The following is a 12,751-nucleotide window of genomic DNA, read 5'->3' as shown; positions in this document are numbered from 1 at the left end:
CGACTTCTCGTTCTACTCGATGTGCTGTGTCTGTCAGGGCTCGAAGCGGTAACCCATCCCCGGCTCGGTGATCAGGTACCGGGGGTGAGAGGGGTCCGCTTCCAGTTTGCGTCGCAGTTGGGCCATGTAGACCCGAAGGTAGTTGGTGTGCTCCGAGTATGTCGGCCCCCAAACCTCCAGAAGCAGCTTGCGCTGGGAGACGAGGTGACCGGGCTTGGCGATCAGCAGTTCCAGCAGGTGCCACTCCGTGGGCGTCAGACGCACCCGGCGCTCCCCGCGCACGACCTTCCTGGCGGCCAGGTCGATGGTGAACTCGTCGGTCGCGATCTCCGAGACCCCGGCCGGGGCATCGGGCGCCTCCCGCCGGCGGGTGGCGGCACGGAGGCGGGCCAGCAACTCGTCCATGCTGAACGGCTTGGTCACGTAGTCGTCCGCGCCCGCGTCCAGTGCGCGGATCTTCTCCTCGGAGGTGTGCCGGGCGGAGAGGACCAGGATCGGGACGTGGCTCCAGCCGCGCACGCTCTTGATCACCTCCACGCCGTCCATGTCCGGCAGGCCGAGATCGAGAATGATGGCGTCCGGCTTGCGGTCGGCCGCGAGCCTGATCGCCATGGCACCGTCTCCGGCCTCTTGTACGTCGAACTTCCGCGCCTGGAGATTGATCTTCAGCGCGCGTACGAGCTGCGGATCGTCCTCCACCACGAGCACGCGTGTCATCGGTGTGGAGCCTTCCTTTCGTAACGGGCGGGGCTCCGGAGCCGGCGGGACGTCGTAGGTCCGACCCAGCGGTAGCTGGGGGAACTTCGCGCCCCACCGACTCCTGATCCGCACGGCGGCGATCATCAGCTCTTGGCCAGGGCCTTGATCGCGATGTTGAGCTTGAGGACGTTGACGCGGGGCTCGCCCATGAAGCCGAGCGTGCGACCCTCGGTGTTCTTCTCCACGAGCTTCTCGACCTGCTTGACGTCGAGCTTGTTCTGCTCGGCGACCCGGTGGACCTGGAGCTTGGCGTACTCCGGGGAGATGCTCGGGTCGAGACCGGAGCCGGAGGAGGTGACGGCGTCGGCCGGAACGTCCTCGGGCTTCACCTTGTACGAGGCCGTGGAGTTGTCCGCGATCACGGCGGCCTTGGCGTCCTCGACCAGCTTGACCAGCTCGGGGTTGTCGGCGGCCTTGTTGGTGGCGCCGGACAGGATCAGCGAGTACTGCTGGTTGACGCTGTTCGAGCCGAGACCGTTGGAGGGGCGGGGCTGGAACCACTTCAGGTCCGGCTTGGCCGCCTCCTGCGCATCGTCGGGGTTCTGCTTGGGGAGGTTGTAGGTCTGGCCGATGAGCTCGGAGCCGACGACCTGTCCGCTCTTGTCCTTGATCTCGGAGCCGTTGGCGTTGTCGCTGAACGCCACCTGGGCGATGCCGGTGACGGCGAGCGGGTAGACGACCCCGCACAGGACCGTCAGGACCAGCAGCGCGCGCAGGCCCGCGCCGATCAGCCGTGCGGTGTTGCCGACAGAGTTGTTCATGGCGGGTATCAGCCGATTCCGGGGATGAGGGAGATGAGCATGTCGATGAGCTTGATGCCGATGAACGGGGCGATCAGGCCGCCGATTCCGTAGATCCCGATGTTGCGGCGGAGCATCTTGTCGGCGCTGGTCGGCTTGTACTGGACGCCCTTCAGGGCGAGCGGCACGAGGGCGATGATGATCAGCGCGTTGAAGATGACCGCGGAGAGGATGGCCGACTCGGGAGAGGCCAGGCCCATGATGTTGAGCTTGTCCAGGCCCGGGTAGACCACCGCGAACATGGCCGGGATGATCGCGAAGTACTTCGCGACGTCGTTGGCGATGGAGAAGGTGGTCAAGGCGCCCCGGGTGATGAGGAGCTGCTTGCCGATCTCCACGATCTCGATGAGCTTGGTGGGGTTGGAGTCCAGGTCCACCATGTTCCCGGCCTCCTTGGCGGCCGAGGTGCCTGTGTTCATCGCCACGCCGACATCCGCCTGGGCGAGGGCCGGGGCGTCGTTGGTGCCGTCGCCCGTCATCGCGACGAGCTTGCCGCCCGCCTGCTCCCGCTTGATGAGGGCCATCTTGTCCTCGGGGGTGGCCTCGGCGAGGAAGTCGTCGACTCCGGCCTCCTCCGCGATCGCCTTCGCGGTCAGCGGGTTGTCGCCCGTGATCATGATGGTCTTGATGCCCATGCGGCGCAGCTCGTCGAACCGCTCGCGCATCCCCTCCTTGACCACGTCCTTGAGGTGGATGACACCCAGGATCCGGGCGCCCTTCTCGTCCTCGACGGCCACGAGGAGCGGCGTACCGCCGGCCTCGGAGATCCGGTTCGCGAGCAGGTCCGCGTCCTCGGAGACCCGGCCGCCCTGCTCCTTCACCCAGGTGATGACCGAACCTGCGGCGCCCTTACGGGTCTTCTTCCCGTCCACGTCGACACCCGACATGCGGGTCTGGGCGGTGAAGGCGATCCACTCGGCGTGCGCCAGTTCGCCCTGGTGGCGTTCGCGCAGACCGTACTTCTCCTTCGCGAGGACCACGATGGAGCGGCCTTCGGGGGTTTCGTCGGCCAGGGACGACAGCTGGGCGGCGTCGGCGAGTTCGGCAGCCGTGGTGCCCTTGACGGGCACGAACTCAGAGGCCTGGCGGTTGCCGAGCGTGATCGTGCCGGTCTTGTCCAGGAGAAGGGTCGAGACGTCGCCCGCCGCTTCGACCGCGCGGCCGGACATCGCGAGCACGTTGCGCTGGACCAGCCGGTCCATGCCGGCGATGCCGATCGCCGACAGCAGCGCACCGATCGTGGTCGGGATCAGGCAGACCAGCAGTGCGGTGAGCACGATCATCGACTGCTTGGCGTCCGCGTAGATGGCGAACGGCTGGAGGGTGACGACGGCCAGCAGGAAGACGATCGTGAGGGACGCCAGGAGGATGTTGAGGGCGATCTCGTTCGGGGTCTTCTGCCGGGCCGCGCCCTCGACCAGGGCGATCATGCGGTCGATGAAGGTTTCGCCCGGCTTCGTCGTGATCTTGATGACGACCCGGTCCGACAGCACCTTCGTACCGCCGGTGACCGCACTGCGGTCACCGCCCGACTCCCGGATGACCGGGGCCGATTCACCCGTGATCGCCGACTCGTCCACGGACGCGACGCCTTCGACGACGTCACCGTCGCCCGGGATGATGTCCCCGGCCTCGCAGACCACCAGGTCACCGATCTTGAGGTCGGTGCCGGGGACTTGCTCCTCGACGGCGCCGTTCAGCCGACGGGCGACCGTGTCGGTCTTGGCCTTGCGCAGGGTGTCGGCCTGGGCCTTGCCGCGGCCCTCGGCCACCGCCTCCGCGAGGTTCGCGAAGATCGTGGTCAGCCACAGCCACACGGTGATCGCCCAGCCGAACCAGTCCGTCGGGTCCTTGATCGCCAGGACGGTGGTGACCACCGACCCGACGAGGACCACGAACATGACCGGCGACTTGATCATGACGCGCGGGTCGAGCTTCTTCACCGCGTCCGGGAAGGACTTCAGCAGGGCCTTGGGGTCGAAGAGGCCGCCGCCGACGCGCCCTGCCGGGGGCTTGTGCCCGGTGGGCAGATCGTCGTGCGGAGCACGGGTTGGCGTGATGGTGCTCATGAGGCGAGCCCTTCGGCAAGCGGACCCAGCGCCAGCGCCGGGAAGTAGGTCAGACCGGTGATGATGATGATCGTGCCGACGAGCAGGCCCGCGTAGAGCGGCTTGTCGGTGCGCAGGGTGCCCGCCGTCTCCGGAACCGGGGTCTGCTCGGCGAGCGAGCCGGCCAGCGCCAGGACGAACACCATCGGCAGGAAGCGGCCAAGCAGCATCGCGATGCCGATCGTGCTGTTGAACCACTGCGTGTCGGCGTTCAGGCCCGCGAAAGCCGATCCGTTGTTGTTGGCGCCGGAGGTGTAGGCGTACAGGATCTCGGAGAAGCCGTGCGCGCCGGGGTTCGCCATCGAGGTGACCGGGGTGGGCAGCGCCATCGCCGCGGCGGTGAAGCACAGCACCAGCGCCGGAGTGATGAGGATGTAGCAGGCGGCCAGCTTGATCTGGCGAGTGCCGATCTTCTTGCCCAGGTACTCGGGAGTGCGGCCGACCATGAGGCCCGCGATGAACACCGCGATGATCGCCATGATCAGCATGCCGTAGAGGCCGGAGCCGACACCGCCGGGAGCGATCTCGCCCAGCTGCATGCCCAGCAGCTGGATACCGCCGCCCAGACCGGTGAACGAGGAGTGGAAGGAGTCCACCGCACCGGTCGAGGTCAGGGTCGTGGAGACCGAGAAGATGGAGGAGGCACCGATCCCGAAACGGGTCTCCTTGCCTTCCATCGCACCGCCCGCGGCCTGGAGGGCCGGGCCGTGGTGGGAGAACTCGGTCCACATCATCAGGGCGACGAAGACGACCCAGATGGTGGCCATCGTGGCGAGGATCGCGTAGCCCTGGCGGATGGAGCCGACCATGCGGCCGAAGGTGCGGGTGAGGGAGAAGGGGATGACGAGGATCAGGAAGATCTCGAAGAGGTTCGTGAACGGGGTCGGGTTCTCGAAGGGGTGCGCGGAGTTGGCGTTGAAGTAACCGCCACCGTTCGTGCCGAGTTCCTTGATGGCCTCCTGCGACGCAACCACGCCGCCGTTCCACTGCTGCGTTCCGCCCATGAACTGGCCGACCTCGTGGATGCCGGCGAAGTTCTGGATGACACCGCATGCTACGAGGACCAGGGCGCCGATCACCGCGATCGGGAGCAGGATGCGGACGGTGCCGCGCACCAGGTCCGACCAGAAGTTGCCCAGCTCGCCGGTCCGGGAGCGCGCGAAGCCCCGTACGAGGGCGACCGCGACGGCCATGCCCACGGCCGCCGAGACGAAGTTCTGGACGGCCAGGCCGCCGGTCTGTACGACGTGGCCCATGGCCTGTTCGCCGTAGTACGACTGCCAGTTCGTGTTGGACACGAAGGAGGCGGCGGTGTTGAAGGCCTGGTCCGGGTCGATCGACACGAAGCCGAGCGAGCCGGGCAGGCTGCCCTGCACGCGCTGGAGCAGGTAGAGGAAGAGGACGCTCACCGCGGAGAAGGCGAGGACGCCGCGCAGGTAGGCGGGCCAGCGCATCTCGGCCGACGGGTTGGCGCCGATGGCCTTGTAGATCCACTTCTCCGGCTTGTAGTGCTTCTCGGAGGAGTAGACCCGAGCCATGTAGTCGCCGAGCGGGCGGTAGGCCAGTGCGAGCGCGGCGATCAGCGCGAGGAGCTGGAGCACACCAGCGAATTCGGGGCTCATATCAGTGCTCAGAACCTCTCCGGGTACACAAGGGCGAGGATGAGGTAACCCAGCAGGGAGACGGCCACCGCGAGGCCGATGATGTTCTCGATGCTCACAGCTTGGTCACCCCCCGTGCGATAAGAGCCACCAGCGCGAAGACCGCGACCGTGGTGACGACGAAGGCCAGATCGGCCACCGTGAGCTCCTGGATGAAGTGATGAAATGGATTTCGGCCAGACCGGCCGAGGAAGAGCTAACCGCGAGCCCAGCCGCGCGTTAAGACCCCTTGACGGACTCCTTACGGGCACAGCGGAACTCTTGACGCCACCCTTACGGTGACACCCTGCGACGAGTCAGTCGCGGTGCGACAGGCCGGACGTATCGAGGGCTGCACCGGCCTGTGCCGCCAGGGCGACCGCCACCAGACGGGCTTGCAGGGACGGCAGGGGGCCGGGGGCCGGCTCCAGCAGGAAGCGCCCGTAGTAGTGCCCGCCTCCGACGGCGCGGAGCTCGGTCTCGCCCTCCGGCCACTCGTCGGGCCAGTACGCGGCTTCGGCCTGCCCGGTGTCGTGGCCGCTCCACACGTTGCCGTCGTGCTCCAGGCGGGGCAGGCGTCCGAGGAGCGATCCGTACGCGAAGCGGCATGCGCGCAGGCCCAGCAGATTGACGAGGTCCTGTCGCACGTGCTCGACGACAGCCTCGGGGGAACCACCGCGTTCGACGAGCCGGGCGGTGCCCTCCAGCCGCGACAGATCGGAGGCGCCAGTAATCACTGAGCGCTGGAGCCGGCGTGCTCGGACCGCGAGCTGAGAGACGATCAAGCCGACGACCAGCAGGAGGACAGCCGTCTGGATGTCGTTCGCGTCGGAGATCGTGAAACGCCCGTACGGCCTGGTCAGCAGGAAGTCGAACCAGGCGGCCGCCGAGAGCGCGGCGAGGGCCCCGGCCGTGCGGGTGCCGAGCGCGGCGACCGCGACCACGGCGACCACCAGGACCAGGGCCGTGTTCGTCGCCGACAGGGTCGTGCGGAAGGGCACGAGCGCGAGCGCCACCAGGAAGGGGGCCGCGAGGGCCGCGATCAGGGCGATGCGGTCGTGCAGGCGATACCCGGACATGTGATGCCTCCGGTCCGGACACGATGATCTCGATTCGGACTGAACCAGATTCAGCCTGCGCCCGATTCAAGCTGCGCCCGATTCAAAACCTCTCGGGCTTGATCAGGGCCGCGATGAGATAGCCGAGCAGAGCGATGGCGATGAGCAGCCCGACCACGTTCTCAGCGTCCATTGATCCTGACTCCCTGTGCCTCACGGGTGGGCCGTATCCCACTCACCTCCACATTGCCCCCATCGCCCTCCTCCGTACCGGACCCTCATGCCCTTTTGACGCACTTGATACGGGCTCTGCGGCCGTCCGTATGAAGATGCGTGAAGAGCGGGGCCGCACGCGTATGGATGTCGCCAGGACGGCTGGCGACGCCGCACGCCGGACCGGACGCTGTCCCTCGTCCTCGCTCGATCGGAGGGACCGGCTTCATGGCCATTCACGCAGGTAAACCGGACACCATGGCGGCACACGGGCCCGGCGCGGAACAGCCCCCTGATACGGGAGCCGGTGACCGGCACAAGCTGACCGCGCTCCAGGGCCTGGCCGCGCTGTCGCTGGACGCCATGGCCTCGGTCGCGTACGGGCCCGAGGCCGTCGTGCTGGTACTGGCGGGTGCGGGTGCGCACGGGCTCGGGTTCACCCTCCCGGTCACCGTCGCGATCGCCGTGCTGCTTGCGGTGCTGGTGGCCTCGTACCGGCAGGTCATCGCCGCCTTCCCCGACGGCGGAGGTTCGTACGCCGTCCGGGAAGAAGCACCTCGGCCGGCGTACGAGTCTGGTGGCGGCCGCCTCGCTGATCCTCGACTACGTGCTGAACGTCGCGGTGTCGATCACCGCCGGCGTCGCCGCGCTGACAGCACCGCATCCGCGGCCGGACACGCCTCCGCGCTCGGTGAGGGCGCCACGACGGTCGGCGCACTGCTCCTGCTGAAGGCCTTCGCGGCCGGCTGTTCCGCCCTGACCGGCGTCGAGGCCGTCGCGAACGCCGTGCCGTCCTTCCGCGCGCCGGCCGCGCGCCGCGCGCAGCGGACGGAGGTCGCGCTCGGCGCCCTGCTCGGTGTGATGCTGATCGGGCTGTCGGTGCTGATCGGCCGATTCCACCTCCAGCCGGTGGAGGGAGTGACCGTCCTCGCGCAGCTCGCGGACGCCTCCTTCGGGCACAACGCGGCCTTCTACGTCGTCCAGTTCGCGACGATGGTGCTGCTGGCGCTCGCCGCGAAGTTCACCGAGGGCGCCTGGCTCATCGTGGTTGCCCTGCCCCTGCTCGTCCTCGGCTTCGAGAAGATCCAGCGCGCCTACGCCCGGATCGGCGAGCGCCTTGAGTTCGGCCGGATCCCCCAGCCTCCGACAAAGGCCCGCTCGCTGGTCGTCGTACCCATCTCCGGACTGTCGAAGCTGACCTCCAAGGCGCTGACGGCAGCCCGCTCCCTGGGCGACGAGGTCCTGGCCGTCACCGTCACCCACCCCGCTCCCGAGGACCGACAGGCCGCCGAGGCGCTGCGCCGCGACTGGGAGCTCTGGAACCCGGGAGTCGAACTCGTCGAGGTCACCTCGCCGACCCGCGCCCTGGGCCGCCCGGTCTCCGGCTATGTACGCGAACTCGCCGTCGCGAACCCGGAGTCCCAGGTCACCGTACTGATCCCGGAGACCGAACCCGCCCACCTGTGGCAGCGCCTCCTGCAGAACCAGCGCGGCTCGGTCGTCGCGCACGCCGTGCGCCGGGACACCGACGCGGTGATCTGCCGGCTGCGTTTCCGCATCACCGACGACGTGCGCTTTTGACGCCGCGCATTTTTGACACCGTGCGTTTTTGACACCGCGCTGACGCGGCCTTGACGGCCTTCCATACGCGGACGTCAAGGATCCACTAATTCCCCTGGGTATTCGGGGAATTACGCAGAGCGGGAGATAGATTCCTGCCCGTCCCGCCACTGGGGACCGGACCCATCCGCATGACGACGGCCTGAGGGGGCCATGCCGACAGGTCCCCGGAGGCGGGCCCCTCTACGGCTCGCCCATTCTTCACGCCCGCGGGCCGCCACGCATGCGGCCCGGGCCGCACTCTGCCGATCTCCACCAGAAGGCCACTTCATGTCTTCCGCTGCCGCGCAGCACACTCCTCCAGGTCTCGGGACCCCGCCGCAGTCACCTGTGACGCGGCCGCCCCGCAAACGTCCCGGCCCCGCGAACATGCTTGAGCCCGAGCAGCTCGCGGCCTCGGCGCGCGAGGCGGTGCGCAAGCTCCATCCGCGCGAACTGGTGCGCAAACCCGTGCTGTTCGTCGTCGCCGTCGGCTCCGTCCTCACCACGCTTTCCGCGCTCCTGAGCCCGTCGGTCTTCGCCTGGGTGATCAGCGTCTGGCTCTGGCTGACCGTGCTCTTCGCCAATCTGGCCGAGGCCGTCGCCGAGGGCCGCGGCCGGGCGCAGGCGGAGTCGCTGCGCAAGGCCCGTACGGACACGGTGGCCCTGCGCTTGCAGCACTGGACGTACGGGACGAACTTGCGGCGCGCCGAGACGGAGGCCGTCAGCCCGGCCGAGCTCCAGCCCTTCGACTTCGTCCTGGTCAAGGCGGGCGAGATGATCCCGGCCGACGGCGATGTCGTGGACGGCGCCGCCATGATCGACGAGTCCGCCGTCACCGGCGAATCCGCCCCCGTATTGCGCGAGTCGGGCGGCGACCGGTCCGGGGTCACGGGCGGTACGACCGTCCTGTCCGACTCCGTCGTCATACGGGTCACCTCGCGCCCCGGACACAGCTTCATCGACCGGATGATCGCCCTGGTCGAGGGCGCCAGCCGGCAGAAGACCCCGAACGAGATCGCGCTGAACATCCTGCTGGCCGCCATGACGGTGATCTTCGTACTGGTCGTGGTCACCATTCAGCCGATGGCCGCGCACGCGCGCGCCGCCCAGTCCACGGCCGTACTGGTCGCCCTGCTCGTCACCCTCATCCCCACCACCATCGGCGCCCTGCTCTCGGCCATCGGCATCGCCGGCATGGACCGCCTCGTCCAGCGCAACGTCCTGGCCATGAGCGGCCGGGCGGTGGAGGCGGCGGGCGATGTGAACACCCTGCTGCTGGACAAGACCGGCACCATCACCACCGGCAGCCGGGAGGCCGAGAGCTTCATCCCGCTGCCCGGCGTCGATCACGGGAAGCTCGCGGACGCGGCTCAGCTGTCCTCGCTCGCCGACGAGACCCCCGAGGGCCGCTCCGTCGTCGCCCTCGCCCAGGGTTACGGTCTGACGCCTCCCGCGGAGCACGAGCTGAGCAACCCGCGCTTCGTGGAGTTCAGCGCCAAGACCCGGATGAGCGGGATCAACCTGAGCTGGGACAACGGCGCCGGTTGCGCCATCCGCAAGGGCGCCGTGCAGGAGGTCTGCGACTGGGTGACGATGCGGGGCGGAGGCGCACCGCCCGAGGCCGCCGACTGGGCCGCGCAGGTGTCCCGTTCGGGCGGGACACCTCTGCTGGTCGCCGTACACGACTGGGAAGGTCCGCGGGTCCTCGGGATCATCCACCTCAAGGACGTGGTCAAGGAGGGCATCGCCGAACGCTTCGCCGAGCTGCGCAGCATGGGCATCCGTACGGTCATGGTGACCGGCGACAATCCGCTGACCGCGGCCGCCATCGCCGCCGAGGCAGGAGTCGACGAGTACCTCGCCGAGGCCACCCCCGAGGACAAGCTCGCCCTGATCAAGCGGGAGCAGGAGGGCGGCAAGCTCGTCGCGATGACGGGCGACGGCACGAACGACGCGCCCGCCCTGGCGCAGGCCGACGTGGGCGTGGCGATGAACACCGGTACCTCGGCCGCCAAGGAGGCCGGGAACATGGTCGACTTGGATTCCAACCCCACCAAGCTCATCGAGATCGTGCGGATCGGCAAGCAGCTCCTCATCACGCGGGGGGCCTTGACCACCTTCTCCATCACCAATGACGTGGCGAAGTACTTCGCGATCATCCCGGCCATGTTCACCTCCGCGTACCCGGGACTCGGCGCGCTCAACATCATGGGACTGCACAGCCCCACCTCGGCCATCACCTCGGCTATCATCTTCAACGCCCTGATCATCGTGGCCCTGATCCCGCTGGCCCTCCGCGGCGTCCGCTACACCCCTGCCTCCGCGCACGACCTGCTGCGCCGCAACCTCGCCGTCTACGGGCTGGGCGGCCTGGTCCTGCCCTTCGTCGGAATCAAGCTCATCGACCTCGTGGTGTCCGCCGTCCCCGGCCTCGGATGACCTCTCCGCCGGTCAGTCCCGCGGAGTGTTCCCGGGAGTGACGCGGGCGGCGGCGTGTTCGTGGGGGGTGGTCGGTTCACCACGGCGGACGGCGCCGGGGGCACGAGCGGCCGGGTGGTCGGCGACGGCGGCGGAGGTCAGCTGCCAGGGCACACTCGTCACCATGACGCCGGGGGTGAACAGCAGCCGGCTCTTGAGCCACAGCGCGGACTGGTTGTGGAGGAGGTTCTCCCACCAGTGGCCGACTACGTACTCGGGGATGAACACGGCGACGACGTCCCGTGGTCCCGCGCGCCGGATGGAGCGTACGTACTCGACGACGGGCTTGGTGATCTCGCGGTACGGGGAGTCGAGGACCTTCAGCGGTACGTCGATCCCGAAGTCCTCCCACTGCTTCTGGAGGTGGGCCAGCCCCTCCTTGTCGACGGCGACCGTGAGCGCCTCCAAGTGGGCGGGCCGGAAGGCACGGGCATAGGCCAGGGCGCGCATCGTCGGCTTGTGCACGGTGGAGACCAGGACGATGGCCAGTACGCGCGAGGGCGGCTGCCGTTCGGCCCGGGGGTCGGTGACGGCGAGCTCGGCGGCGGTGTGGTCGTAGTGGCGGCGGATCCCGCGCATCATCAGCCACAGCAGGATCGCGGCGAGCACCGCGAGCCAGGCACCCTGGGTGAACTTCGTGGCGAGCACGATCACCAGGACCAGGCCGGTGACGACCGCGCCGGTGGCGTTGATGACGCGGCCGCCGGCCTTGATGCCCTCCTGACGACTCCCCATCCCCACACGTCAGAAGCCCGTCAAAGCCGGGCCCGGCATCTTGCCCGGACCCGTGCCGATGCGCTGGGATGGGTCCATGAACAGCGGTCCGCGCTACGAAGACCGGCCACCTCATCAGGTGCGGCCGACAGTGCCCGCTGCCCGCCCGGCCATCTGAAACCGGCCGCGCGTCATCCGCTCCACGTACCTGCCACCGGCTCGCTGAAGCCCGTGGCAGCAGCGACGTAGGAGTCTTTCCACCCTTTCCCGCATGACCTGAGCTCACGCCCCGCGCTCCGCGCCGGGTGCTGGGCGTACCCGTCATGCCTGCATCCAGGAATCCGACATGCCTTCCACCCTGTCCGGCCGTACCGTCCTCGTCACCGGAGCCACCTCCGGCATCGGTTTCGAGGCCGCCCGCATGCTCGCCGAGAGCGGCGCCACCGTCCTCCTCCACGGCCGCACGCCCGAGGAGGCCCAGGCCGCCGCCGACCGGCTGATCGCCACCGCGGGCATCGACAGCGCCCTCCTGTACCCGCTCGCCGCCGACTTCTCCCGCCTGACGGAGGTCGAGAACATGGCCCACGCGGTCGTACGCAACCACCCGCACCTGCACGCGTTGGTCAACAACGCCGCCATGGCCGCCCCCGAGCGCCACACCCTCACCGCCGACGGCAACGAAATCGCCTTCCAGGTCAATTTCCTCGCCCACTACCTCCTCACCAACCTGCTGGAGCCGGCCCTGACCAGCAACCCCGGCGGCCGGGTCGTCAACGTCTCCTCCTCGCTGCACCGCACCGGCGCGATCCAGTGGAACGACCCGCAGCGCATCCGGCGTTACGCCCGCCTCGCCGCGTACGCGCAATCGCAGCTGGCGCTCACCGTCTTCGCCGCCGACCCGCGCGTGACAGCCGTGTCCGTCCACCCGGGCGTCTGCGAGACCGGCCTGCTCCCGCTCTACGGGCACGAGGGCGCGCCGGCCGCCGAGGGCGCGGCGCACGTCGTACGCCTCTGCGACCCGGCGGTCGAGATCGTCAACGGCGCCTACTACGACCGCTCCGAGCGCGTCGCCCCCGCCGCGGCCGCCACCGAGGACCGCACCGTCAAGCGCCTCAACAAGCTCGCCGACCTCCTCGTCGGCCACACCGTCTGAAGGGACCCCGTACCTCCGTGTCCAAGCGCGCACGCAAGAAGAGGGCCCGCCGCAAGAAGGGCGCCAACCACGGCCGCAAGCCCGGCCAGTAAGCCACTCCCCTCCCCGCGGGGGGGGCCCCCCGCCCCGGGCCCCCCCCCCCCCCCAACCCGCCCCCCCCCCCCCCCGCAATAACAGAGCCGGCCGGAGGCAGGCCGGCCCCCCCCCCCGGGTTCCCCCCCCGGGC

The 12,751-nt window shown here is 69.0% G+C and carries 10 protein-coding genes and 2 pseudogenes; 4 read left to right on the top strand and 8 right to left on the bottom strand.

Going from position 1 to position 12,751, the window contains the following annotated elements; all coding sequences use genetic code 11:
* Nucleotides 1–33: 33 nt before the first annotated feature.
* From ACGFYU_RS31095 to kdpF (ACGFYU_RS31065), 7 genes are all read right to left on the bottom strand, one after another.
* Nucleotides 34–717 carry a response regulator gene (locus ACGFYU_RS31095; RefSeq protein WP_393830646.1) on the bottom strand — a complete coding sequence of 228 codons (684 nt, stop codon included), beginning with the start codon at nucleotides 715–717 and terminating at the stop codon, nucleotides 34–36.
* 125 nt (nucleotides 718–842) lie between these two features.
* On the bottom strand, nucleotides 843–1,520 hold the full coding sequence (locus ACGFYU_RS31090; RefSeq protein ID WP_393830645.1) for a potassium-transporting ATPase subunit C: 678 nt from the start codon (nucleotides 1,518–1,520) through the stop codon (nucleotides 843–845).
* A gap of 8 nt (nucleotides 1,521–1,528) precedes the next feature.
* On the bottom strand, nucleotides 1,529–3,628 hold the full coding sequence (gene kdpB, locus ACGFYU_RS31085; protein WP_393830644.1) for a potassium-transporting ATPase subunit KdpB: 2,100 nt from the start codon (nucleotides 3,626–3,628) through the stop codon (nucleotides 1,529–1,531).
* Entirely contained in the window at nucleotides 3,625–5,289 is a 1,665-nt protein-coding gene (kdpA, locus tag ACGFYU_RS31080) for a potassium-transporting ATPase subunit KdpA (RefSeq protein WP_393830643.1), read from the bottom strand. Before kdpA ends, kdpB (ACGFYU_RS31085) begins: the two co-directional genes overlap by 4 nt.
* An 8-nt stretch (nucleotides 5,290–5,297) precedes the next feature.
* Nucleotides 5,298–5,387 carry a K(+)-transporting ATPase subunit F gene (kdpF, locus tag ACGFYU_RS31075; protein ID WP_393830642.1) on the bottom strand — a complete coding sequence of 30 codons (90 nt, stop codon included), beginning with the start codon at nucleotides 5,385–5,387 and terminating at the stop codon, nucleotides 5,298–5,300.
* A gap of 237 nt (nucleotides 5,388–5,624) precedes the next feature.
* Nucleotides 5,625–6,386 (bottom strand): DUF4118 domain-containing protein, encoded by a 762-nt coding sequence (locus ACGFYU_RS31070; protein ID WP_393830641.1) that lies wholly within the window; start codon nucleotides 6,384–6,386, stop codon nucleotides 5,625–5,627.
* An 82-nt stretch (nucleotides 6,387–6,468) separates the two neighbouring features.
* Entirely contained in the window at nucleotides 6,469–6,558 is a 90-nt protein-coding gene (gene kdpF / locus ACGFYU_RS31065) for a K(+)-transporting ATPase subunit F (protein ID WP_393830640.1), read from the bottom strand.
* A 248-nt stretch (nucleotides 6,559–6,806) separates the two neighbouring features.
* Here kdpF (ACGFYU_RS31065) and ACGFYU_RS31060 point away from each other — a divergent pair.
* Together ACGFYU_RS31060 and kdpB (ACGFYU_RS31055) are read left to right on the top strand one after the other, a co-directional pair.
* A pseudogene (locus ACGFYU_RS31060) lies at nucleotides 6,807–8,159 on the top strand (amino acid permease).
* Between the two features lie 309 nt (nucleotides 8,160–8,468).
* A complete protein-coding gene (gene kdpB / locus ACGFYU_RS31055) occupies nucleotides 8,469–10,619 on the top strand; it encodes a potassium-transporting ATPase subunit KdpB (protein ID WP_393830639.1) in 2,151 nt (716 codons plus the stop codon).
* Between the two features lie 12 nt (nucleotides 10,620–10,631).
* On the opposite strand, the pseudogene ACGFYU_RS31050 reads toward kdpB (ACGFYU_RS31055), so the two are convergent.
* A pseudogene (locus tag ACGFYU_RS31050) lies at nucleotides 10,632–11,357 on the bottom strand (DNA-binding protein); the annotation flags it as partial.
* 361 nt (nucleotides 11,358–11,718) lie between these two features.
* Between ACGFYU_RS31050 and ACGFYU_RS31045 the strand changes: the two are divergent.
* Complete coding sequence (locus ACGFYU_RS31045) at nucleotides 11,719–12,525, top strand: SDR family NAD(P)-dependent oxidoreductase (protein ID WP_393830638.1); 807 nt, start codon at nucleotides 11,719–11,721, stop codon at nucleotides 12,523–12,525.
* Between the two features lie 17 nt (nucleotides 12,526–12,542).
* A complete protein-coding gene (locus tag ACGFYU_RS31040) occupies nucleotides 12,543–12,617 on the top strand; it encodes a 50S ribosomal protein bL37 (protein WP_393830707.1) in 75 nt (24 codons plus the stop codon).
* Nucleotides 12,618–12,751: the final 134 nt, after the last annotated feature.

Source organism: Streptomyces sp. NPDC048337, assembly GCF_043201175.1.
Lineage (GTDB): Bacteria > Actinomycetota > Actinomycetes > Streptomycetales > Streptomycetaceae > Streptomyces.
The sequence above is the reverse complement of the archived record's forward strand: the minus strand, read 5'-3'. Positions and strand labels throughout refer to the sequence as shown.

Bases quoted from the DNA above. Each gene is read 5' to 3' on its own strand.
- ACGFYU_RS31095 (WP_393830646.1), bottom strand. From the start codon at position 717: ATGACACGCGTGCTCGTGGTGGAGGACGATCCGCAGCTCGTACGCGCG.
- ACGFYU_RS31090 (WP_393830645.1), bottom strand. From the start codon at position 1,520: ATGAACAACTCTGTCGGCAACACCGCACGGCTGATCGGCGCGGGCCTG.
- kdpB (WP_393830644.1), bottom strand. From the start codon at position 3,628: ATGAGCACCATCACGCCAACCCGTGCTCCGCACGACGATCTGCCCACC.
- kdpA (WP_393830643.1), bottom strand. From the start codon at position 5,289: ATGAGCCCCGAATTCGCTGGTGTGCTCCAGCTCCTCGCGCTGATCGCC.
- ACGFYU_RS31070 (WP_393830641.1), bottom strand. From the start codon at position 6,386: ATGTCCGGGTATCGCCTGCACGACCGCATCGCCCTGATCGCGGCCCTC.
- kdpF (WP_393830640.1), bottom strand. From the start codon at position 6,558: ATGGACGCTGAGAACGTGGTCGGGCTGCTCATCGCCATCGCTCTGCTC.
- kdpB (WP_393830639.1), top strand. From the start codon at position 8,469: ATGTCTTCCGCTGCCGCGCAGCACACTCCTCCAGGTCTCGGGACCCCG.
- ACGFYU_RS31045 (WP_393830638.1), top strand. From the start codon at position 11,719: ATGCCTTCCACCCTGTCCGGCCGTACCGTCCTCGTCACCGGAGCCACC.